At 37.6% G+C, this 20,258-nt stretch carries 20 protein-coding genes; 7 read left to right on the top strand and 13 right to left on the bottom strand.

Annotated elements, in window-relative coordinates:
• Window positions 1–62 precede the first annotated feature (62 nt).
• Genes ACM66U_RS08895 through ACM66U_RS08880 form a run of 4 tightly spaced genes read left to right on the top strand, consistent with a single transcriptional unit; the run spans window position 63 to window position 2,701 of the window.
• Window positions 63–713 carry a TorD/DmsD family molecular chaperone gene (locus ACM66U_RS08895; RefSeq protein ID WP_418640565.1) on the top strand — a complete coding sequence of 217 codons (651 nt, stop codon included), beginning with the start codon at window positions 63–65 and terminating at the stop codon, window positions 711–713.
• Window positions 710–1,810, top strand: a complete 1,101-nt coding sequence (locus tag ACM66U_RS08890; protein ID WP_418640564.1) for a 4Fe-4S dicluster domain-containing protein — start codon at window positions 710–712, stop codon at window positions 1,808–1,810. Before ACM66U_RS08895 ends, ACM66U_RS08890 begins: the two co-directional genes overlap by 4 nt.
• On the top strand, window positions 1,807–2,232 hold the full coding sequence (locus ACM66U_RS08885; RefSeq protein ID WP_418640563.1) for a hypothetical protein: 426 nt from the start codon (window positions 1,807–1,809) through the stop codon (window positions 2,230–2,232). Before ACM66U_RS08890 ends, ACM66U_RS08885 begins: the two co-directional genes overlap by 4 nt.
• A 10-nt stretch (window positions 2,233–2,242) precedes the next feature.
• Complete coding sequence (locus ACM66U_RS08880) at window positions 2,243–2,701, top strand: hypothetical protein (RefSeq protein WP_346389901.1); 459 nt, start codon at window positions 2,243–2,245, stop codon at window positions 2,699–2,701.
• Here the strand turns inward: ACM66U_RS08880 and ACM66U_RS08875 are convergent.
• The 3 genes from ACM66U_RS08875 to ACM66U_RS08865 are packed head-to-tail and all read right to left on the bottom strand — an operon-like array spanning window position 2,694 to window position 6,305.
• Complete coding sequence (locus ACM66U_RS08875; RefSeq protein ID WP_418640562.1) at window positions 2,694–3,845, bottom strand: hypothetical protein; 1,152 nt, start codon at window positions 3,843–3,845, stop codon at window positions 2,694–2,696. The genes ACM66U_RS08880 and ACM66U_RS08875 overlap by 8 nt on opposite strands.
• Complete coding sequence (locus ACM66U_RS08870) at window positions 3,826–5,397, bottom strand: vWA domain-containing protein (protein ID WP_418640561.1); 1,572 nt, start codon at window positions 5,395–5,397, stop codon at window positions 3,826–3,828. The genes ACM66U_RS08875 and ACM66U_RS08870 overlap by 20 nt, the downstream gene beginning before the upstream one ends.
• On the bottom strand, window positions 5,394–6,305 hold the full coding sequence (locus tag ACM66U_RS08865) for a VWA domain-containing protein (protein WP_418640560.1): 912 nt from the start codon (window positions 6,303–6,305) through the stop codon (window positions 5,394–5,396). The genes ACM66U_RS08870 and ACM66U_RS08865 overlap by 4 nt, the downstream gene beginning before the upstream one ends.
• 45 nt (window positions 6,306–6,350) lie before the next feature.
• Between ACM66U_RS08865 and ACM66U_RS08860 the strand changes: the two genes are divergently transcribed.
• Window positions 6,351–6,707 carry a c-type cytochrome gene (locus ACM66U_RS08860; protein WP_188110038.1) on the top strand — a complete coding sequence of 119 codons (357 nt, stop codon included), beginning with the start codon at window positions 6,351–6,353 and terminating at the stop codon, window positions 6,705–6,707.
• Between the two features lie 107 nt (window positions 6,708–6,814).
• Here the strand turns inward: ACM66U_RS08860 and ACM66U_RS08855 are convergent, their stop codons facing one another.
• Window positions 6,815–7,312: a redoxin domain-containing protein gene (locus ACM66U_RS08855; RefSeq protein ID WP_418640559.1), complete on the bottom strand. Its 498-nt coding sequence runs from the start codon at window positions 7,310–7,312 to the stop codon at window positions 6,815–6,817.
• Between the two features lie 64 nt (window positions 7,313–7,376).
• Here ACM66U_RS08855 and ACM66U_RS08850 point away from each other — a divergent pair, with 64 nt between their 5' ends.
• Window positions 7,377–7,889, top strand: coding sequence for a nitrous oxide reductase accessory protein NosL (locus ACM66U_RS08850; RefSeq protein ID WP_418640558.1), 513 nt, complete (start codon window positions 7,377–7,379; stop codon window positions 7,887–7,889).
• A 22-nt stretch (window positions 7,890–7,911) separates the two neighbouring features.
• Here the strand turns inward: ACM66U_RS08850 and dnaK are convergent, their stop codons facing one another.
• Together dnaK and grpE are read right to left on the bottom strand one after the other, a co-directional pair.
• Window positions 7,912–9,798 (bottom strand): molecular chaperone DnaK, encoded by a 1,887-nt coding sequence (dnaK, locus tag ACM66U_RS08845; RefSeq protein WP_151899838.1) that lies wholly within the window; start codon window positions 9,796–9,798, stop codon window positions 7,912–7,914.
• Between the two features lie 108 nt (window positions 9,799–9,906).
• Entirely contained in the window at window positions 9,907–10,437 is a 531-nt protein-coding gene (gene grpE / locus ACM66U_RS08840) for a nucleotide exchange factor GrpE (protein WP_151899839.1), read from the bottom strand.
• Between the two features lie 193 nt (window positions 10,438–10,630).
• Between grpE and ACM66U_RS08835 the strand changes: the two genes are divergently transcribed.
• Window positions 10,631–12,652, top strand: a complete 2,022-nt coding sequence (locus ACM66U_RS08835) for a hypothetical protein (protein ID WP_418640557.1) — start codon at window positions 10,631–10,633, stop codon at window positions 12,650–12,652.
• On the opposite strand, the gene ACM66U_RS08830 is transcribed toward ACM66U_RS08835, so the two are convergent.
• The 7 genes from ACM66U_RS08830 to ACM66U_RS08800 are packed head-to-tail and all read right to left on the bottom strand — an operon-like array spanning window position 12,644 to window position 20,180.
• Window positions 12,644–13,222 carry a ComF family protein gene (locus ACM66U_RS08830; protein ID WP_418640556.1) on the bottom strand — a complete coding sequence of 193 codons (579 nt, stop codon included), beginning with the start codon at window positions 13,220–13,222 and terminating at the stop codon, window positions 12,644–12,646. The genes ACM66U_RS08835 and ACM66U_RS08830 overlap by 9 nt on opposite strands.
• Before the next feature lie 10 nt (window positions 13,223–13,232).
• A complete protein-coding gene (lepA, locus tag ACM66U_RS08825) occupies window positions 13,233–15,023 on the bottom strand; it encodes a translation elongation factor 4 (RefSeq protein ID WP_151899842.1) in 1,791 nt (596 codons plus the stop codon).
• 8 nt (window positions 15,024–15,031) lie between these two features.
• Window positions 15,032–15,958, bottom strand: coding sequence for a ribose-phosphate pyrophosphokinase (locus ACM66U_RS08820; protein ID WP_151899843.1), 927 nt, complete (start codon window positions 15,956–15,958; stop codon window positions 15,032–15,034).
• Between the two features lie 59 nt (window positions 15,959–16,017).
• Window positions 16,018–16,425, bottom strand: a complete 408-nt coding sequence (locus tag ACM66U_RS08815; protein ID WP_151899844.1) for a Fur family transcriptional regulator — start codon at window positions 16,423–16,425, stop codon at window positions 16,018–16,020.
• A gap of 38 nt (window positions 16,426–16,463) precedes the next feature.
• Window positions 16,464–17,432: a DNA polymerase III subunit delta gene (gene holA, locus ACM66U_RS08810; protein WP_151899845.1), complete on the bottom strand. Its 969-nt coding sequence runs from the start codon at window positions 17,430–17,432 to the stop codon at window positions 16,464–16,466.
• The gene (locus ACM66U_RS08805; protein ID WP_418640555.1) at window positions 17,425–19,371 is read right to left on the bottom strand and encodes an RNB domain-containing ribonuclease; all 1,947 of its coding nucleotides are present in this window, start codon (window positions 19,369–19,371) and stop codon (window positions 17,425–17,427) included. The genes holA and ACM66U_RS08805 overlap by 8 nt, the downstream gene beginning before the upstream one ends.
• 5 nt (window positions 19,372–19,376) lie before the next feature.
• Entirely contained in the window at window positions 19,377–20,180 is an 804-nt protein-coding gene (locus ACM66U_RS08800) for an HDOD domain-containing protein (protein WP_151899847.1), read from the bottom strand.
• Window positions 20,181–20,258 lie beyond the last annotated feature (78 nt).

The raw sequence follows: 20,258 nt of genomic DNA, 5'->3' as shown, positions 1-20,258 counted from the left end.
CACTTCAAGTGTGGCTTTACTATACTTCTAATATAAGAAAATTTCCAAAAGGCACATTTTTAATGAATAATGATTTAAAACAAGAGCAGATTGCAAGAATAAATTTGTATGCACTTATCTCAAGAATAATGATGAGTGAAATTGATGAAGGGCTATTAAAATCAATAGAAGAAGACGAAAATATGCTCTCTTTTTTTCCAACATTCAAAGAATGGAAAAAACGAAAAGAGCTTGATTCAAAAGATTTGATAGAAAGATATCTGAATGTTGATTTTACTAACCTTTTTTTACTCCATCTTATTCCGTATGAATCGTTTTACACGAGAGATGATCAGATGCTTGAAACAGGTGGCGACAATCCTGTACAGGCCATTTTTAATGCTTTTGAATTTAATGTACAGCTTGACAAAGCACGGGTTATGGCTGCTGACCATATAGCGATTGAACTTGAGTTTATGTATGAACTCTGCAGAGCAGAGCTAAAGGCACTTGAAGATGGGAACTCTAAAGTGGCACAGGAGATAGCACAGATTCAGTACGGTTTTATGCGAGACCATATTTTGGAGTGGGCGCCAATGTATCTGTTAAATGTGAAAAGTGAAGCAGGCACGGCTTTTTATTTTGATGCGGCTGATTTGGCTTTGGAGTTCATTATGAGTGACTTTGAATACCTCACAGAATTAAAAAACAGCGGATATAATCACCAAGCATGAGCCTTTTAACTTTAGATGTCAGCAAATGTGTGCATACTTCAAACAAGTTTGCAATATGTGACAAATGTGTGCAGGCATGTCCTGTTCAAACAATTCATCTGGAAAACTCTGCAATCTCTTTTACACCGAGTGAATGTGTTGGATGTGGAGGCTGTAATGCAGTTTGCCCTACTGCAGCATATACACTGGATGATTTTAACCCAATGAATTATATTTTCCAGTTTTTAGAAGATGAAAAGAGTGTGCTTACATGTAAGGACGAAAATTTCCCCTGTATAGCCTCATTGAGTGTTGAAGAGTTATTGAGTGTTGCATTGATATCTTCAGAAAAAATTACTTTGGATGTGGGACCCTGTGCAGAGTGTGAAATAGCAAAAACAAATCTTGCTGTTATAAACAACAGAGCAGAAGAGGTGAATTTCCTGCTTGAAGCGATGCAACAGGAAAAAAGCCTGAATGTTGCAGCATTGAATTTTGAAATAAAAAAAGAAAGTGATACTTTAAGCCGGCGTAAACTGCTCTCAAAAGAGGGTGTCAAAACTGCAATATCCATCAAGCAGCAACTCCAAAATGAAGTTGATGCGAGTGATACGAATGTAAAGACACATACAGTTACAGCAAAAGATATTATGAAAATCAAAGAGAAGAATATACCGGACAGGCGAAGTCTGTTGCTTATGGCTATGAAACGTGCCAAAGTGCCTGAAATGTATCATACGATTTCTGTAGAGGACATCTCATTTATTTCACAAAAGGATCTGGATGAGACTACATGTACCAATTGCCAGATGTGTTACAGAATTTGTCCGACCGGTGCTCTGAGCTCAGATCACAGAGGCAGTAAAATTGATTTTAATCCGCTCGCCTGTGTACAGTGTCACAGCTGTCATGATGTCTGCGAACCGCATTCTCTCACACTGAGAAAAACATTTTCGCTCAGTACTTTTTTTGAACCGAAAATTGAAACCCTGGTGCGTTTTGACATTAAAAGATGTGATGAATGCGGGAACTTTTTTGCCTATCAGGGTGGAGAGAAAATCTGTAACAGATGCAGGATTGAAGAAGAAGAAGCAAAAGAACTATGGGGGATACAATGAGTGAAAGAATGGCAGAAGTCGAGACAATGAATGCTGATGACGGGATCAAAAAAGAGACAAAGCTCTTTGGGCTTATTGCTGAACATGCCAGTCCAAACAGACTGTTTGTTTTACTTAACAAAGAGATAAAAGCAAATAATGCCGATGCCATGATGATACCGATGAATATACGCGAAGATGATTTTTATTATACACTTTCAAATATGAAAAAATCTCATGTCAACGGTGCATATATAGCAGAAGAATATCAGGAGAGTGCAGTAGAACTGCTGGATGAAGCAGATGAATTTGTACAGGTGTATAACAAGTGTGATTTTGTTCTAAGAGACGGTGAGCGACTGATCGGAACGTATCTTGAGAAAAACAATACATTGCTTGGCGAAGATTTAGCAAAAGAAATATTTGAAAAATATATAAGATAGGAAGACAATTATGGATATAAAAGATTTAAATGAATTAAGAAACGAATTTGAAATGATGCAAAAACAGGCAATGCAGGCTGCCTGTGATGACGGAAGCTGTGCAGAAGATGAGTATGAAGACTATCCAGACTATTTAAAGGCCATTTATGCAGAGATTATGCCTCCGGCAAAAAGCGGTATCTATTTTTCAAGATGGGATTTAAAACGCATAGCAGCTGAACTGGGCGAATCTTTTGCCATAGATGTACGTGAGAGAATGTTTAAAAATTTCATGCAGTGGATTGCTACACCCGAAGACATGCAGGCTGTTGTCAATGAATTTAAAAAACACATGGATATGAAATGTGATTTGTATCAAGAATATATGCAAAACTATCCGGCAATGAAAGAGATTTTCGAACCGAAAATTCAAAAAGCGGAAAAAGCAAAAAAATATCTTGACAAAGTCTATATCGAGTTTTTTACTTAAGCTTTTTCAGTATCTCTTTTTTTATTTTTCCGAGATTGAGGGGATGTTTTTTATGAATATCCGCCTCAAGCTTTGCAATCTCCTCATCTAAATCTCTGTTTTGATAATTCATTATTAAGAGCAAGAGCAATTCTTTTGCATCTTTTGCGCGTTTAATATCTGCAAACTCTTCTTCTTGTTTTTTGGTAAAAAATGATTTTTGACTGATTTTTGCGGTGAAAAATCCGGCTAAAAAAATCAGGGTATAGATAAAAAAAGTTTTTATCTGCGCAAAATTTATCCATGCTTCATTTTGTGGGGCATTTGTTTTGTCTAACAAGAGTGCAGGATTTGTTTTTTTTACTTTGACTTTATATGCTTTTGTATGGAGTGTGTAATAGCTGTTTTTGCGCGGGGAATAAACTTCTAACGCAAAAGAGGTGATTGTAAAATTATCTGCCGCGCTGAGGGCATATATATATTCTGTATTGATAATATATCCATTTTCTGTAAGCCTGGAAAGTTTGTCTTTTCTTTTTGAAAATATGCTTACATTTTCAATCTGCGTATTGAGGATATTCAATGCTGTTTCTTTATAACCCGTACCGGAGAGTATATAATGCAGATTGACAATCCCGTACTGGTCAATTTCATCGGTGTCAATTGTAGAGCTGATTTTAAAATCTCCTACCAGGTCAACATGTTTTTTAAATTTTTCTACCTTGAGTGTTAAAGGTTTGAGCGCTATTTTTGTATCATAGGTGCTGATGGCTATACTGTCATCATGGTCATCAACATAACTTTGTTTGACAGCTTTGTCACTGGCGGTGCGAATAATAAAATCAAAATTTACATGCAGTGTTTTTGCTTTGAGTGCAAAGAGAATAAATTTAAAGGTTGTCTTCGTGTTGTGGTAGCCTTTGTCCTGTATGCTTTTTTGTAAAAGTTTTACTTCATAATCAGGGCTTTTTTGCACATTAAAGGAAAAAAACATATGATCACTGTGGTTTTTCTGTTCCGCCTGAAAGGTAATGAGCAGAGGTTCTTTGATGTGGACACTTTTTTTATTGGTTGTAAGTTTGTAGGTTGCCAGCTGGCCTGCACCAAAAAGTGAGACAGTAAAAAGTATAAAAAGCAAAAATATCTTACCAAGGGTGTTTTTCATTTGTATATCCTTTGTTTATGAGTTCATAAGCTCTGTATCCCAGCTTGTATTTTGATTTGTTTTTCTTCTTTACATGTAGAAGATTTTGGTTCTCTTTTTTCTTTTTGCTGTTTTTTCCGCTGCCGCTGCTTTTTTGTGAAGCTTTTTGCTGTGAGTTGGACGATGAGGCACTTTTGTTTGTGCTTTTTTTCTGCATTTGTTTTTTATCGTCTTGCTTTTTGCGCTGCCTGTTGGTTTTTGGAAGCATTTGTCCGAGATTTTTTTCATCCTGAAGTCCCAGTTTATACAGAAGGCTGAGATTGTAAAAAGCATCTTTGTCAAATCCAAGTGCCAATGATTTTTGGTAGTAGCGTATTGCTCGGCTGTATTTTTTCAAGGCAACAGCACAATTGCCGAGATTGTAAAAAATATTTTGTTTGAGTTTTGGATCAGTGGAACGTATTTGTGAAAAAAGTTCTACAGCTTTTTTGTAATTTTTTGCTTTGCAATAGGCAACTGCACTGTTATAGTAGCTTGCAGGGGAGGGAGAAAGCTTGAGAAACTCCTGTGCAGCAGCTGCATAGTTTTTATGCCTGTATGCCTGATTTGCTTTGTTGTGATGGTAAAAATCCAAGAGCGAGGCCGCATGAACAGGGTACGGCAGAATGATAAAAGGCAGAAGAACAAAGAGTTGGTGCAGTTTTGTTACAGCAAGAAAGAAACTAAGCAGCGCTATAAAAAGCGGAAAAATAAAAAGTTCCCGGTAGCTGAGTACCTTTGTCGTTGATTCAACAGCAGTATCCTGTTCTTGAAGATCGCTGATGATTTCCTTTGATATATCTGCATCTGTGTCTAATTCATAATATTTTCCTCCGCACTCCTGTGCCAACGGTTTTAAAAGTGGATTTATTCTTGAAATTACAAGATTCTCGTTATTGTCCAAAATAGGTTTGTTGTTCTTTTTCAGTGTGGTTCCTTTTGTTGAACCTGTTGCAACGATATAGGGAATGATGCTATTTTTTTTACATATATCTACGAGGCTGGCAAGATCTTTGTCCTCGCCCCCGTCAGTGAAAATAATGAGATTTTTTTGTTTATAGGAAGTCTTGGCAATACTTTGAAACAAAGAGAGCAGGGAGGTTCCTTTTGTTAATATATATTTTGGCTCCAGAGAGTTGAGTGCCATCATACTGATGGTACTGTCTGTTGTCGGAGGTGAGATGAGCATGGCATTGGAGGTGAATGCAAAAATACTGAACCGATCCTGATTCAGTTGCCTAAGCAAAGAGGCAATATTTTTTTTTGCCACTTCATAGCGTGTTGGCTTCAGGTCATCCGCCTGCATTGAAAAGGATGCATCAAGGGCTATAATATAATCCTGTGCATCAAATTTTTGCTCGATCGGTTTGTTTGTAATGACCGGTCGACTGAGTGCGATGAGCATAAAAAACAGAGAAAGGTAGAGCAGGTTCTTTTGCTTTTTTGTCTTTTGCTGTGTCTCTTTTATATCATTCTTATAGTAAAAATACAGTGGAATCAGAAAAGAAAGAATCCAGGGATACAAAAGTGTCATAAAACTTCCTTTTTCTGTTTTGCAATAAGATAGAACAGCAGGAGCAATGCCAAAGTAAGCGGATAGATAAAGAGATTTTGTTTATGAAGATAATGTTTTGATCGAATGGCACTTGGTTCGAGTTTGTCTATTTCCTGATAAACTTCTTGCAGCATCTTGACATCTTTAGCCGCAAACATTTTTGCACCTGTGTTTTTTGCTATGAGTTTGAGAAGATTGGCATCAAAAGAGGAGGTGTCTCCTATGCCTATGGTATAAATTTTCACATGCTGCTTTTTTGCCCTTTGTACCGCCTCTTTTACAGAAACAGCACCACTGTTCTGATAGCCGTCTGTCACTAGAATAATCACTTTTTCTTTTGCTTTTCCTTTTTTGAGGATTTTGAGTGCAGTTGCCAGTCCTTCTCCTATAGCGGTACTTTCTCCTGCAATGCCCACATCAAAAAAATCCAGTAAAAATGCAACACTCTTCATATCATAGCTCAAAGGAATGGCAGGATAGGCATAGCTTCCAAATATTGCTACACCGACATTGTCGTTGTAACGTTTGGATATAAATGAAGCTAAAAGTTCCTTGAGTGCATCAAATTTTCTTTTTTGCGGATTTTCTGAGTCAAATCCACTCTCCGCCATGGAACCGCTGGTATCAAGAGCAAAAACCAAATCTCTTCCTTTTCGCTTGGAAGAATTTTTTTGGTCATATACAATTGGTGAGGCAAGTGCAAAAATCATAGAGGAGAGAATCAGGGAATAGAGCAGTTTTTCTTTGTTGATGAAAGAGGTTTTGTTTGAAAAGAGATGTATGTGCGGGAAAATAATTTTTTTGAGCGTAAGAGGACATTTGTATATGCAGATTACCAAAAGTAAAAGGATGAAAACATAAGGATATTCAAAGGTAAAATTATTCAATTTGTCACTACTTTTTGATACAATTATAGCAAAGAGGAGATGAGAATGAGATTTATTTTTTTATTTGTTATCCTGCTAACGAAAATATATGCAGATTCAGATGCTTACAATCGTGGTGAAATGCTTTTCTTTGCCAATGCCTGCTCAAGCTGTCATGGACCATCTGCCGAAGGAAGCAGTACCTATCCGAGACTTGCAAACAAAAAAAGCAGTTACCTGAAAAAGAAACTGATTGATTTTCGCGCAGGAAAGGCCAGCAGTGTTTCACAGCAGATGATGGCGCAGTTTGCGAAAAAACTGAGTGATCAGGATATTAACGATTTATCCTTTTTTCTTTCCAATCACAAAGAAGTCCCTGTTGAAGATGTACAGGACGATATACTGGGCGGATTTGGTTCATAAATCTGTTCCGGTACAAATAGATCCTGCAAATACAAAAGAGTACATAAAAACTATACGGGGAATTGGATATATGATGCTTTAGTGTAAGCGTGTTTGAGACGTTACATTTATTTTTCTGCCCACAGCATTCTTAGATAAAGCCCCGGCGTTGAAGTGTATCCAACCTCACTAAATACCAGTTTTTTGTGTTTGTCATAAATAAAAGTTGTCGGAAATCCGGAAATATGAAATATTGAGGAGAGTTTTCCATTTTTGTCGTTGACAACTTTGAAAGTGTAATTGTTTTCATCAAGATATTTTTGAAGCTTTTCATCACTCCCTGACTTCACAGCTATGGTAATGACTTCAAAATAGTGCGATAAAAATTCTATATTTGAAGCTTCAAGCTTACATGTAGGACACCAGCTAGCCCAAAAGTGTACTAAAACCGGTTTGTTTTTTACTACTTGATACTCTTGATTATTTATAAGTTTAAAGCTGTCAACAGTTAAGGGACTCTGTGATAAATCCTGACTTCTGTACAAACTTAAAGCATTTGCAAAAAGAGTCATCGTAATCACAAAAAAGATAATTTCTTTGAGGTAGTGTTTCATTTTTTTTAGCATAAGACAAGCTTAACACTATTGTAATAATAAACTGATAAAATGCTAAAAAAATAAAGGAAAATACATGGTTAAAGCACTACTTGTTCCACTGTCTCTCGTATTGATGACGGGATGCAGCACTTCATTGCACAAAGCAACTCCGCATAAAACAAAAAAAACAGTGCATAGAATGTTCCAAAGTGTTTCTAAGGAAAAAGCTGTTTTGTTACAAAAAGGAAAGCATAAAGAATCTTGCCATATATGCGGTATGAATTTAGTAAAGTTCTATAAAACAAATCATGTGGCAAAAGAGAACGGGATAACACATCAGTACTGTTCTATTCATTGTTTGACAAAAGATATTAAAGAAGGTGCTGAACTGGAAAATCCTCAAGTTGTTGATGTGAGTTCTTTGAAATTTGTTCCTGTAACAGAAGCTTATTATGTTGTTGAAAGTAAAAAACCCGCTACAATGAGTAGAATAAGTAAATATGCATTCAAATCTTTAAAAGACGCACAGGCTTTTCAGGCCCAATATGGTGGAAAAATAGTTGATTTTTATTCTGCCTGGCAAATAGCCAAGAAGGATTTTAAATAAGAAGGGGGTTGAGACAGAGTGTTTACTCTATCTCAGCGTCGATAACGTCGTCATCGTCTTTTTTCTTTGCTGCATCTGCTGCTCCGGCTTCACCGCCTTGCTCTTTTTTATACATCTGCTCTGCCATTTTATGGCTTGCTTCTGTAAGTACTTTTACTTTCTCTTCAATTTGCTCTTTTGTAGAGTTTTCATCTTTTAGAACATCTTGAAGATCCTTGATAGCCGCTTCTATTTTTGCTTTTTCGTCAGCTGCAAGGTTGTCTCCCATCTCTTTCATTGATTTTTCAGTTTGTGCAATCAATGCATCTGCCTGATTTTTGAGTTCAACAACAGCTTTTCTTGCTTCATCTTCAGCTTTATGCGCTTCTGCATCCTGAACCATTTTTTCAATCTCTTCTTCGCTTAATCCTGAAGCACCTGAGATTGTAATTTTTTGCTCTTTACCAGTTCCCTTGTCTACTGCTGAAACTGTCAGTATTCCGTTGGCATCAATATCGAAAGTAACCTCAATTTGAGGTACACCACGCGGTGCCGCCGGAATATCAGTCAGTTCAAACAGACCTAAAGATTTGTTGTCTTTTGCAAATTCTCGCTCACCCTGCACAACGTTAATGCTAACAGCCGGCTGGTTGTCTTCTGCAGTTGAGAAGATTTGAGATTTTTTTACAGGAATTGTAGTTCCTTTTTCGATAACTTTCGTTGCAACACCACCAAGTGTTTCAATACCAAGTGATAACGGTGTAACATCAAGTAAAAGAACATCTTTAACATCTCCTCGTAATACACCACCTTGAATAGCTGCACCCGCAGCAACAACTTCATCAGGGTTTACTGATTTATTTAACTCTTTGCCGTCAAAATAGTCAGAAACTCTTTTTTGTACCAAAGGAACACGAGTAGAACCACCAACCATGATGATCTCTTTAATGTCGCCTTTACTTAAATCTGCATCTTTCATTGCAATTTGAACATGATCCATTGTCTCATCTACAAGTGGCTCAATCATACCTTCAAACTTAGCACGGGTAAGTTTTACAACCAAGTGCTGCGGACCTGCTTCAGTCATTGTGATAAACGGCAGGTTGATTTCTGTTTCTGTTGCCGAACTTAACTCTTTTTTCGCACTTTCTGCAGCATCTTTCAAGCGCTGTAGGGCCATTTTGTCATTTTTAAGATCAATTCCGTGACTTGCTTTGAATTCACTTGCTAACCAGTCAACAATTTTGTTGTCAAAGTCATCACCACCAAGGAATGCATTTCCATCTGTTGAAAGAACTTCAAATGTTCCGTCAGAAATTTCAAGTGTAGTTACATCAAATGTACCACCACCCAGGTCATATACCAAAACATCTTCATCAGATTTTTTCTCTAAACCATATGCAAGTGCTGATGCAGTCGGTTCATTGATAATACGAAGTACATTCAGTCCCGCAATAGTACCGGCATCTTTTGTCGCTTTTCTTTGGCTGTCATTAAAGTATGCCGGAACGGTAATTACAGCATCAGTAACTTTTTCTCCAAGATACGCTTCAGCATCTTCTTTTAGTTTTGAAAGAATTTTTGCTGAAATTTCCTGTGGTGTGTAGATTTTTCCTGCAACATCAACTGCTGCCATACCGTCTTTGTCTACAATCTTATATGTTACTTTTTCCTGTGCAAGTTTTGCATTTTCTTCATTCATCATAAGACCCATAATTCTTTTGACAGATGAAATTGTTTTTTCCGGATTTGTGATAGCCTGACGTTTTGCAGGGTCTCCTACTAAAACCTCTCCCTTGTCTGTAAATGCAACAACTGAAGGTGTTGTGTTTTTTCCTTCTGCATTTGGAATGATTTTCGCTTCACCACCCTCATATACTGCCACGCATGAATTTGTTGTTCCTAAATCTATACCTATTACTTTGCTCATTTTTTCTTCCTTTTTTTAAGTTTAATTGAATTTTATATTTTTTAAAACAGTGTAATTGTACGCTCTTTTAAATTTTTTTTTTGCAACCTAGGTTGCATTTACTCAAAGCTAGTTTGCAACAACAACCATAGCTTCTCTCAATGGTCTCTCTTTATATTTGTAACCTTTTTGAAAGGTTTGGACAATCTGTCCGCTTTCAACTTCATCACTGTCAACACTCTGTACGGCATTGTGAATATTCGGATCAAACGGCTCTTCATGTGATACCATTGTTACACCGTGTTTTTCCAATGCTGTAGTAAATTGCTTGAGTGTAAGTTCAATACCCTCTTTGAGCTTTTCTATAAGTTCCTGAGGTTCGGCATCTGCATTAGCAGACTGCAGGGCCATCTCAAGAGAATCCACTACAGGGATCATATCTTTTGCAAATTTTTCGTTTGCATATTCAACCGCAGTGTATTTTTCACGTTCAAGTCTCTTTTTAATATTGTCAAAATCAGCATGAACACGTGCATACTTGTCTTTTAGTTCTGCCAGTTCTTTTTGCAGTAAATCTAATTCGTTTTCAACTGCTTCAGCTTCAGCAGCGACTTCATCATTCTCTATTTCGTTATTATTTGTATTTTCTTTTTCAGACATAATGATTCATATCTCCTTTTTCTTGAAAAGATAACGTATTATACACATTGAGTGTAATAATGTCAAGTAATGGTTGTGTGATTTATATAAAATAACTTTAGTCACATTCTGTCAAGTTTGTTTTTCATCTTCTTAAAACTGTAATGAAGCTTCACTTGAGTATTATTATACTACAAATTTATGGAGAAATATTATGAAATATTTAACTTGGTTCTTTATTGGCGTTGTAGGTATATTTATTTTCGTGTATGTCATACTCTTTACAGGCTTTGGCAATTCATTGATAAAACCCGCTATAGAGAGTAAAATCAGAGAAGAGACGAAACTTGATTCTAAACTAAAGGTTTTTTCTTTATCAATGAGTGATTTTCAAATAATTTTGCAATTAAATGAGAACAATATAATTAAAGCTGCAGGAACCTATTCGATTTTTTCAAAATCTTTTGATATACAATACAGTGTTGATTTAGGAGAACTGGCAACGCTGCAGCCTTTGACTGTAATGCAGTTGCAGGATGCCTTTTTTACAGAGGGAAGTGTACAGGGGAATGACAAACTGTTTACTGTTTTAGGAAAGAGTGATGTTGCCAAAAGTAAAACAGAATACAAAATTGTTATGACAGACTTCAGTCCCACTGCAGTTATTGCCAAAGTAGCGCGTGCCGATTTAGCCTCTTTACTGCATATGATCAATCAAAAACCGTATGCGAGTGCCCAGGTGAATCTGAATGTCAATTTTACAAACATCACGCCGCATCAACTTGACGGTGATATTCTTCTTGTTACAAAAAATGGAAAATTAAACGCAAGCGTGATGAAAAAAGATTTCAATATTACCATTCCTCCAACAGCATTTGCAATGAATTTGGATGCAAAGCTCAAAGGCGATGCAATTGATTATAGATATAATCTCAATTCTAACCTTGCCAAAATGACATCGCAAGGCAATATAGTTCCGGCACCGTTACATGTAAAGGCAAAATACGCATTACATGTAAAAGAGCTGGCTGTTTTAAAACCGATAACTTCGGCTGATATAAGAGGAAAATTAAATCTCAACGGAACAGTAGTCGGCAATAAAGAAGAAATGATTCTCAAAGGAAAAAGTGACTTGGCTGCTTCAAACACAGCATTTACAGCAACACTGCATGATTTTGCACCCAAAAGCATTGAAGCGGATATAAAAGGTCTCAAGCTTCAAAAACTGCTTTATATGCTCAAACAGCCTCATTATGCAGATGCGCTGTTTACCATGCATGTGAACATCAGCAATGCTGATCCGAAAAATCTGCAGGGTGTTGTGACATCTAAGATTGCAAAAGGGCTGGTAGACACAAGGTACATTACCCAAGCGTATAAGTTTAAAAGTATGATGCCAAGAACAAAGTTTCATGCTGCAACACATACAGTACTCAGTAAGAATATCATTGACACGAAATTAAATTTTTCTTCAACGCTTGCGAATTTTGTGATTAAAAAAGCACGTTTTGATACAAAAGAGGCTTCTTTGCAGACGGACTATGCCGTAAAAATTCCCAATCTTGAGCAACTCTATTTTGCAACGCAACGGCATCTCAAAGGTGCTTTGGCTGCCAATGGAATACTGAAAAAAGCAAAAGATTTGGATTTTACACTTTTTTCAAATATAGCCGGCGGCAAACTTGATGCAAAACTGCACAATGATGATTTTGTAGCAAATTTAAAATCACTGCAGACTTTGGATGTTCTTGATATGCTGCTGTATCCTAAAATATTCAAGGCCTCTGTAGACGGAAAATTTCTTTATAATCTCGCAGATGAAAAAGGTGACTTTAAAGGATTGCTTTTCGATGGTACGTTTATGCCTAACCAGGTACTTGACTTGACAAAAAAATATGCACATATAGACCTGTATAAACAGCGTTTTAAAGGAGATGTAGATGCAAAAATAAAGAAAGAAAAAATTGTTGCCTCGTTGGATTTAAAGTCAAATACATCTTCTATTGTGGCAAAAAATACAAAAATTGACACAAAAGCCAATATAATTGATGCAAAAATTGATATTAATGCGAACGGCAACCCTTTGAGTGTTACGCTAAAAGGAAATATCAACAGACCGAAAATCGGGGTAGACGCAAAGCAGATTATCAAAAAAGAGGCAACAAAAGCGATTAAAAAAGAGATACAAAAAAGAATAGGAAAAGATGTCGGAAATCTGTTGAAAGGACTATTTTAGACTTACATCAGTCAGGGTAAGGCAAAAACTGACGGTTTGGCCCTGTTCTTCAACTTTTGTACAGGCCTGTGCAAGTGTTTGCCCTGTTGTGACAATATCATCAACTAAAATGATACTCTCATCATCTTTGAACTTTTTCAGTTGAAAGTTTCTTGGATTTTCCTGTCTGAATTGTTTGCTTTTACCCGAATACGAAACACTGTTTTGTGCCCGAAGTTTATTGTAAAGCGGACGGATATTGTATGTTTTAAGTGCATGGTTTAACAGTGCTGTGTGCGAATAGCCACTTGTACTTCTGTCATCTATTGCCAAAGAGATATATTTCTCTTTTGTATGAAACTCTTTGGCAAATTTTTTAAAGCTGAGTTTTGCTAAAATAGTATAAATATAAAAACCGATATCGGTATGTTTCGTAAACAACAGTTCTTTTATCTCCTCATATTTGTAAAAAGAGAGGATGTCGGTACCGTTAGGGAGTTTTCTTCTGTAAAGAGCAGGGGAGAGAAAGTTTGTCTGGCAGGCGGAACATATGTGTGTAAAAGCATAACTTTCACACACTATACATTTCATAAAATCTGCTTTAGTCCATTTTTAAAACAGACATAAAAGCCTCTTGCGGCAGCTGCACCTTGCCTATGGATTTCATTCGTTTTTTCCCTGCTTTTTGTTTTTCAAGGAGTTTGCGTTTACGGGTAATATCTCCACCGTAACATTTGGCAGTAACATTTTTTCCCATTGACTTGACTGTTTCCCGGGCTATGACCTGATTGCCCAGTGATGCCTGTACGGCTACTTCAAAAAGCTGACGGGGAATCAGTTCTTTCATGTTTTTTACAAGTGTTCGCCCGCGAGAAAGCGCAGAGGTTCGCGGGACAATCACACTGAGCGCATCCACAACCTCTCCGGCAACTTTGACATCAAGTTTGACAAGGTCGCCCTCTTTGAATTCGGTCGGTTCATAGTCAAAAGAAGCATAGCCTTTTGAAATGGACTTGAGCGTATCATAAAAATCCACGACTATTTCATTCATAGGTATTTCATACTCAAGCATTACTCTTTCTTCGTTGAGATAGGTCATTTTGTTTTGGATACCTCGTTTTGAAACCAAAAGATTCATGATATTTCCTAGATATTCACTGGGGGTTATCACTGTGGCTTTCACATAAGGCTCTTCGATTCTGTCAATATGATTGATTTCGGGCAATTCTGACGGGTTTTGCACTTTTACCATCTTCCCGTTATTAAGGTACACATGGTAGACAACCGAAGGGGCTGTGGCAATTAGATCAAGTCCGAATTCTCTCTCCAGACGCTCTTTGATGACTTCCATATGCAGCATACCCAAAAAGCCTACACGAAAACCAAAACCGAGTGCTATAGATGTTTCAGGTTCATAAGAGAGGGAGGAGTCATTGAGTCTGAGTTTGTCAAGTGCATCTCTTAAGTCTTCAAATTTGTCGGTATCTATAGGGTAGAGTCCGGCAAATACAAAAGGTTTAGCAGGTTCGTAATCCCCAACCGGTTGGGCAGTGGGATTTTTCGCATCAGTGATGGTATCACCGACACTCACCACACTTACCTCTTTAAGCCCTAAGACTACAATGCCGATTTCACCACTCTTTATAGCCTGTGTTTTGATTTTTTTCAAAGGATGCGGATATAATAAATCAAGGACTTGATGCTCTTCACCGTTTGACATCAGTTTAATCGTCTGATTTTTTCTAATTTCTCCGTCAAAAACACGTACAAGTGCCAGAGCACCAAGGTACTGGTCAAACCAGGAGTCATAAATAATTGCTTTGGTAGGTGCATCCGGATCACCGACAGGTGCCGGAATTCTCTCAACAATGGCATCAATAAGGTCACGAATCCCGACGCCTGTTTTTGCACTCACAAGGACAGCATCTGTGGCATCAATACCTATAGAAGTTTCTATCTCTTCGGCGACTTTATCAGGATCGGCGGCAGGAAGGTCAATTTTATTAATAACGGGAATGAGTTCAAGGTCGTTGTCAAGCGCCAAATAGACATTGGCAATTGTTTGTGCCTCAACACCCTGTGCGGCATCAACGATAAGCAGGGCTCCGTCAGAAGATGCCAAAGATTTACTCACTTCATAAGAAAAATCAACATGACCCGGTGTGTCTATAAGATTGAGAATATAATGTTCCCCGTCTTTGACATAGTCAAGGCGAACGGACTGTGCCTTAATGGTAATGCCGCGTTCCTGTTCTATATCCATGGTATCCATCATCTGTGTACCCATTTCTCTCTCGGTAACAGAACCGCACTCTTGTATGATTCTGTCAGCCAAGGTGCTTTTTCCATGGTCAATATGGGCAATGATTGAGAAGTTCCTAATATTTTTCAATGATACTCCTATGCAAAAAGACTGTTCACACTCTCGTTGTGATAGACTCTGCGAATTACTTCGGCAAAAAGTGGTGCAACACTCAAGACTTTTATTTTTGAATGAGGTTTTGATTCTAAGGTATTGGTTATAATGAGCTCATCAAGCTCACCGTTCTCAAGATTCTGGTAGGCATTTCCACTGAGAACACCGTGTGTAGCGCATGCCATCACAGAAACAGCTCCTTTGTTCTTAAGAGCAGTGGCCGCTTTGACCATTGTTCCTGCCGTGTCAACCATATCGTCTATCATAATAACATCATGTCCCTCGACATTTCCGATGATATTCATGACTTCACTTTCATTTGCTTTTTCACGGCGTTTGTCAACGATAACCATTTCAAGACCCATTCGGGATGCAAAGTATCTCGCACGCGCAACCCCGCCGATGTCAGGAGAAGCAATAATAGGATTTTTGAGGTTTTTGCTTTTTATATACTGCTCAAAGGTAATAGAACCGTAAAGATTGTCAACCGGAATATCAAAAAATCCCTGAATCTGTCCGGCATGCAGGTCTATAGTTACGACTCTGTCTATGCCGGCAGTTTCATAGAGGTTTGCTACAAGCTTAGCCGTAATCGGGACACGGGGAGCCGCCTTTCTGTCTTGTCTCGCATAACCGTAGTAGGGAACAACAGCTGTAATACTTGAAGCTGATGAGCGTTTGAGGGCATCAGTCAAAATTAACAGTTCCATAAGATTGTCATTTGAGGGAGCACCGGTTGACTGTACGATAAATACATCACGACCACGGACAGATTCTGCAATCTGGACCGAAATTTCACCGTCGCTAAACTTTTTAACATCAGCTTTCGCTAAGGGAATATCTAAAATACTACAAATTTCTTTCGCAAAATCAACACTGGCAGATCCTGCAAAAATTTTATAACCACGCATAGGAGTTCCTTCTTGGAAAAATTAATGTTGTATTATACAGCAATTGTACTGAGTATATGTTAAAGTTCCTGGCACTTTTGACAAAGTCCGGATAAAACCAGGTCGGCTTTGTCGATTTTAAAATGAGAAGTCTGTGAAGCGAGTTGGGCAGTTTGTGACAGGTCCAGTACAATATCCTGAATTGTATGACATTGTCTGCAGATTACATGGGAGTGTGTCTCTTTTGTCAGTTCAAATACTGATTTCTCATTTGGAATTTTTACTTCCTGTATAAAAGCATTCTCCATCATAAGATTAATATTTTTATAAATAGTAGCCAGTGAGATAGAATTGAATTTTTTCAGCATGACTTCATACAGGTGCTCTATTGTCATGTGTCCATTGGCATGAAGTGCATTTGCAATTTCCAGTCTTTGCGGTGTTGCTTTTAAATGATGTTGACGTAATATATCTGTATAATTATTCATAATAGAATTATACACTACAAATATTTAAAAATAGTTTTCTAAAGCAGTTTTTGTAATCGGATTAAGCTGGAAAAGAGAATCGCGCTTTTGTCACCACTTGAACTTTTCATCTGAAGTTCACTGTTTAAGAGTAATTCATGCAGTTTTGCATATGTCTGCGGTTTTATTTTAATTGCAGCAGAGGCTTTTTGTTCTACCACAAAAGAGGGTGCAGGGTAACCTAAAATTTCTAAAGCATTAGGCGCACCGTTTATTCGGATATATATGTTAAACATATAAAGCTGTGTCAAATAGGCGGTAATTGCTGTAATAATTCTTATTTCATCTTCGCCATGTTCGAGTATATTAAGTAAATCAGGACGAAAATCTTTTTTGTCAAGCAGTTTTGTTATAAAGTCGTCAAGGTTGATACTTGCAAGTCCATATACCAGATTGTCAACATCTTTTGTTGTAATGGCTCTGTCATAAACACGAAACTTTTCTATTTCATTCGATGCAAGCGCAACATCTCCATTGTGAATTTTTAAGAGATGGGAAATTGTAAATTTATCAATATTGACATGCTTTTCTTGGGCAAGGGCATAAATAATATTTTGTGCTTCATACTCTTTTGGGTGAAAAAATCTTACACTCATGACATTTGTTTTGGCAAAAGCTTTTTTATTGTTGTAGGTTTTATGGTCTGATCCGTAATAGGCATAGACAAAAATATTTTCTGTATTTTTGTCACATAAGGATAAAAACAGATCAAGCTCTTTTTTGGGAATTTTTTTTTCGCTTTTTATGACAAGGATATTTCTGTCTCCAAAGAGTGAACCCTGCGAGAGATGTGCCTTTGCAGAGTTAAAATCATATTCGTCATGGTAATAGCTGAGAATATTTGCTTCTTCTATATTTGTCAGCATTTTTGTATACATATCTATCAAGAAGGTACTTTCTCCAAAAAAGATAAAGCTGTTGGAGATACTCTTGTTTTGTATATGTTTGTCAAACTCGTTTTTATACATTGTTTTCTATTTTCCCGACTACAGAGGCATATATTCGGGCTCTTGCTATATTCACTTTATCAATGCGAACAATGACATCTTCAAAAAGTGTTACATCCGCACCCGATGTAAAATGCAGTCTTGCACCTATGATTTTATCATGCAACTGGGCACGCAGTTCCGGATCTGTAGAGGTAATTCTTGCTTTAAACTCTTTGTGCAGGTTTTGTTCTGCCCATCTTGCATATTTGCGTGCTTTGTATTCGGACTCTATAATCATAGCCTCACGCTCTTTTTCACTGATAGCCATACTGAGTGATTCTATATTTCTTAAAACATAAGACTGCTCCTGTGTGTCGCCTCTGTTAATCGCTTTTAAAAGTCTGTGCACAATTAAATCACTGTACCTTCTTATGGGTGAGGTGAAATGGGTGTACTCTTTAAAACCCAGTCCAAAGTGCCCGACATTTACAGGGGAGTATCGTGCCTGCATCTGGGACTGAATAATCAGTGTATCCACTTCCGCTTCAATACCCATCTCTCTGGCCTGTTTTTGGATGGAGTCTATTGTTTCTTTGATAGTGTTTTTTATCTCTACATGTATGCCTATGCCGGCTAACTCCTGGTAAAGCTTCTGAAGTTTTGCCTGACTTGGCGGTTCGTGGATTCTAAAAAGCCCTCTTTTGTAACGTTTTGCCGCTTCTTTGTTTGCTAAGAGCATACAGTCCTCTATAAGTCCGTGAGAAGGTGTCTCCTGGGCAAGGGTTGTGGCGACAAGGTTTGTGTTTTCATCCAGAGTCATCTCTATTTCTGTAGAGTGAAAGTCAAAACCTTCCTGCAGACGTTTTGCCCGTAATCTGTCGGTAACTGTTTTGAGCTTTTTTATCCAGGCAAATATCTCTTTTTCTTCATGTGTTTTTGCCTGCAGCTTATTTTCTAAAAAGAGGTCAATCTCTTCATAGTTAAATCTTCTGTCAGAGTGCATAAGTGCCTCATACACTTCAGATTTTACGACTTCAAGAGTTTTTAGATCAAGTTTGATTTCAAATACATAAGCAAGTCTGTCTACATGGGGTTGAAGGGAACATAAAGTTTCACTGAGTTCTCTCGGGAGCATAGGAATAGAACGATGCGGCAGATAAATAGAAAAACTTCTGTAGATTGCTTCGGTATCTATGGGGCCAAAAGGTGTGACATATTCACTGACATCTGCGATAGCAACATAAAGGGTTGTGTTCTTGTCATCCCAGTAGATGGCATCGTCAAAATCTTTTGCAGTCACAGGGTCTATTGTACAAAATGTCAAATCTCTTAAATCTTTTCTTTTTGGATACTTTGAAGCATCAACAGGCTGAAAAGAGCGAGCGATTTTTAAAACTTCCTCATCAAATGCATCATGCTTGTTAAACTGGGCAAGGACAATTTTCTCATCAGATTTCGGGTCTTTGATGTTGCCTATTTTTTCCATGATTTTATTTTCATTGTTGTCAACTTTAAAAAGGTCACCCACTGCATAGTTATTGAGCTCTTCTGTTGACATCTCAGCACCGACGGGATACTCGGTTTTAAGATCAACTAAAGATTTGTGCCCCTCTTTTTCTATAATGTAGGCGACACTGTAAGTCTGTTCTTTTCCGACTATTTCTACTATTTTGGCACTCGGTTGTCCTCTGTGCCCTAAAAGTCTCTGAGCAATAACCAAATCCCCTTCATTGGCAAGTCCGAGATTGTTTTCATTGATATAGAGGTCTTTAATATTCTCGCCTATTACATGTAAATAGGCTGTTCCTTTTTGGACAAGTCCTAAAACTCCGGCACGGTATTTGGAATTGAATTTGTATATATTATGCTTGTGTGTCAGGTATTTTTTTGCAAGCCATTCGCGTACTACAGGAAGTTCATCTTCCGTGATGTCTTGTTCATTGAGTCCATGAGTGAGTCGTATAAGTAGTGATTTCAATGCATTTAACTCTTTATATGTTCCAGGGCTTGATCGAAACTCTCCATATCAAGTCCGTATTTTTCTATTAACTCTTTTGCAGCTTGAATGCTCTCGTTTGTGATTACACCGTTTATAGGAACAGTGATACGAACTACATGAAGAATCTGTGCAGCTTTTTTATCTTCTTCCTTGGCTGCATCGGGATTTTGACAGTTGCGTATAACATCAACAAGTCCCTCTTCAAATTTCCATTGTGCAAATATTGTAGCACTGACTTCAGGTGTATCTACACCTACAATCTCTTTTTCGGCAGCTTCAACATCCTGTAACTCCTGCATAACTGCTTTGAACTCTGCTTCTTTTTTGTCCGCTATAATCTGCTGTGCAATAAGTACTTTTCCGATTTCTACCAAAAAGGCAGCAGGGGATAAAATACCCATAAGCCTGTTTTCTCTTTTTAGACACCAGGCCGTAGTAAGCGCATGCTGTTTTTTTGAGAGTTCAGAGAACATTTCGTTTGTAATGCCGTAGGGTGACAAATCAAGATCAAAGCTTTTTTTCACGATTGAAGCTAATGCAAATCCGCGAACAGTACCCATACCAAAGAGACCGACTGCCTGACTGATAGCATTTATTTCTCTGGAGAAACCGTAAAGCGGTGAATTTGCCGCTTTAAGGATATCGGCTGTCAAAAGAGGGTCTTTTTCTAAAATTTTTGCCATATCATTAAATGTAGAGTTCGGATCTTTGTAAACTTTCTCTATTTGAAGAGCAGATTCCGGAAGTGGCGGGAGTTGCTTGATTTTTTTTAATATATCTTCAGTCATTTAATTTCTCTCTTGTTAAATATAGTCTTTGTAGTGTAATTATAGTCTCAATAGCTAAATACATACTGAAGTAACCAT

Origin of the sequence: Sulfurimonas sp. ST-27 (assembly GCF_048081595.1) — a bacterium.
GTDB classification, from domain to species: Bacteria; Campylobacterota; Campylobacteria; order Campylobacterales; family Sulfurimonadaceae; genus Sulfurimonas; species Sulfurimonas hydrogeniphila.
This window is presented reverse-complemented; position numbering and strand designations above follow the sequence as displayed.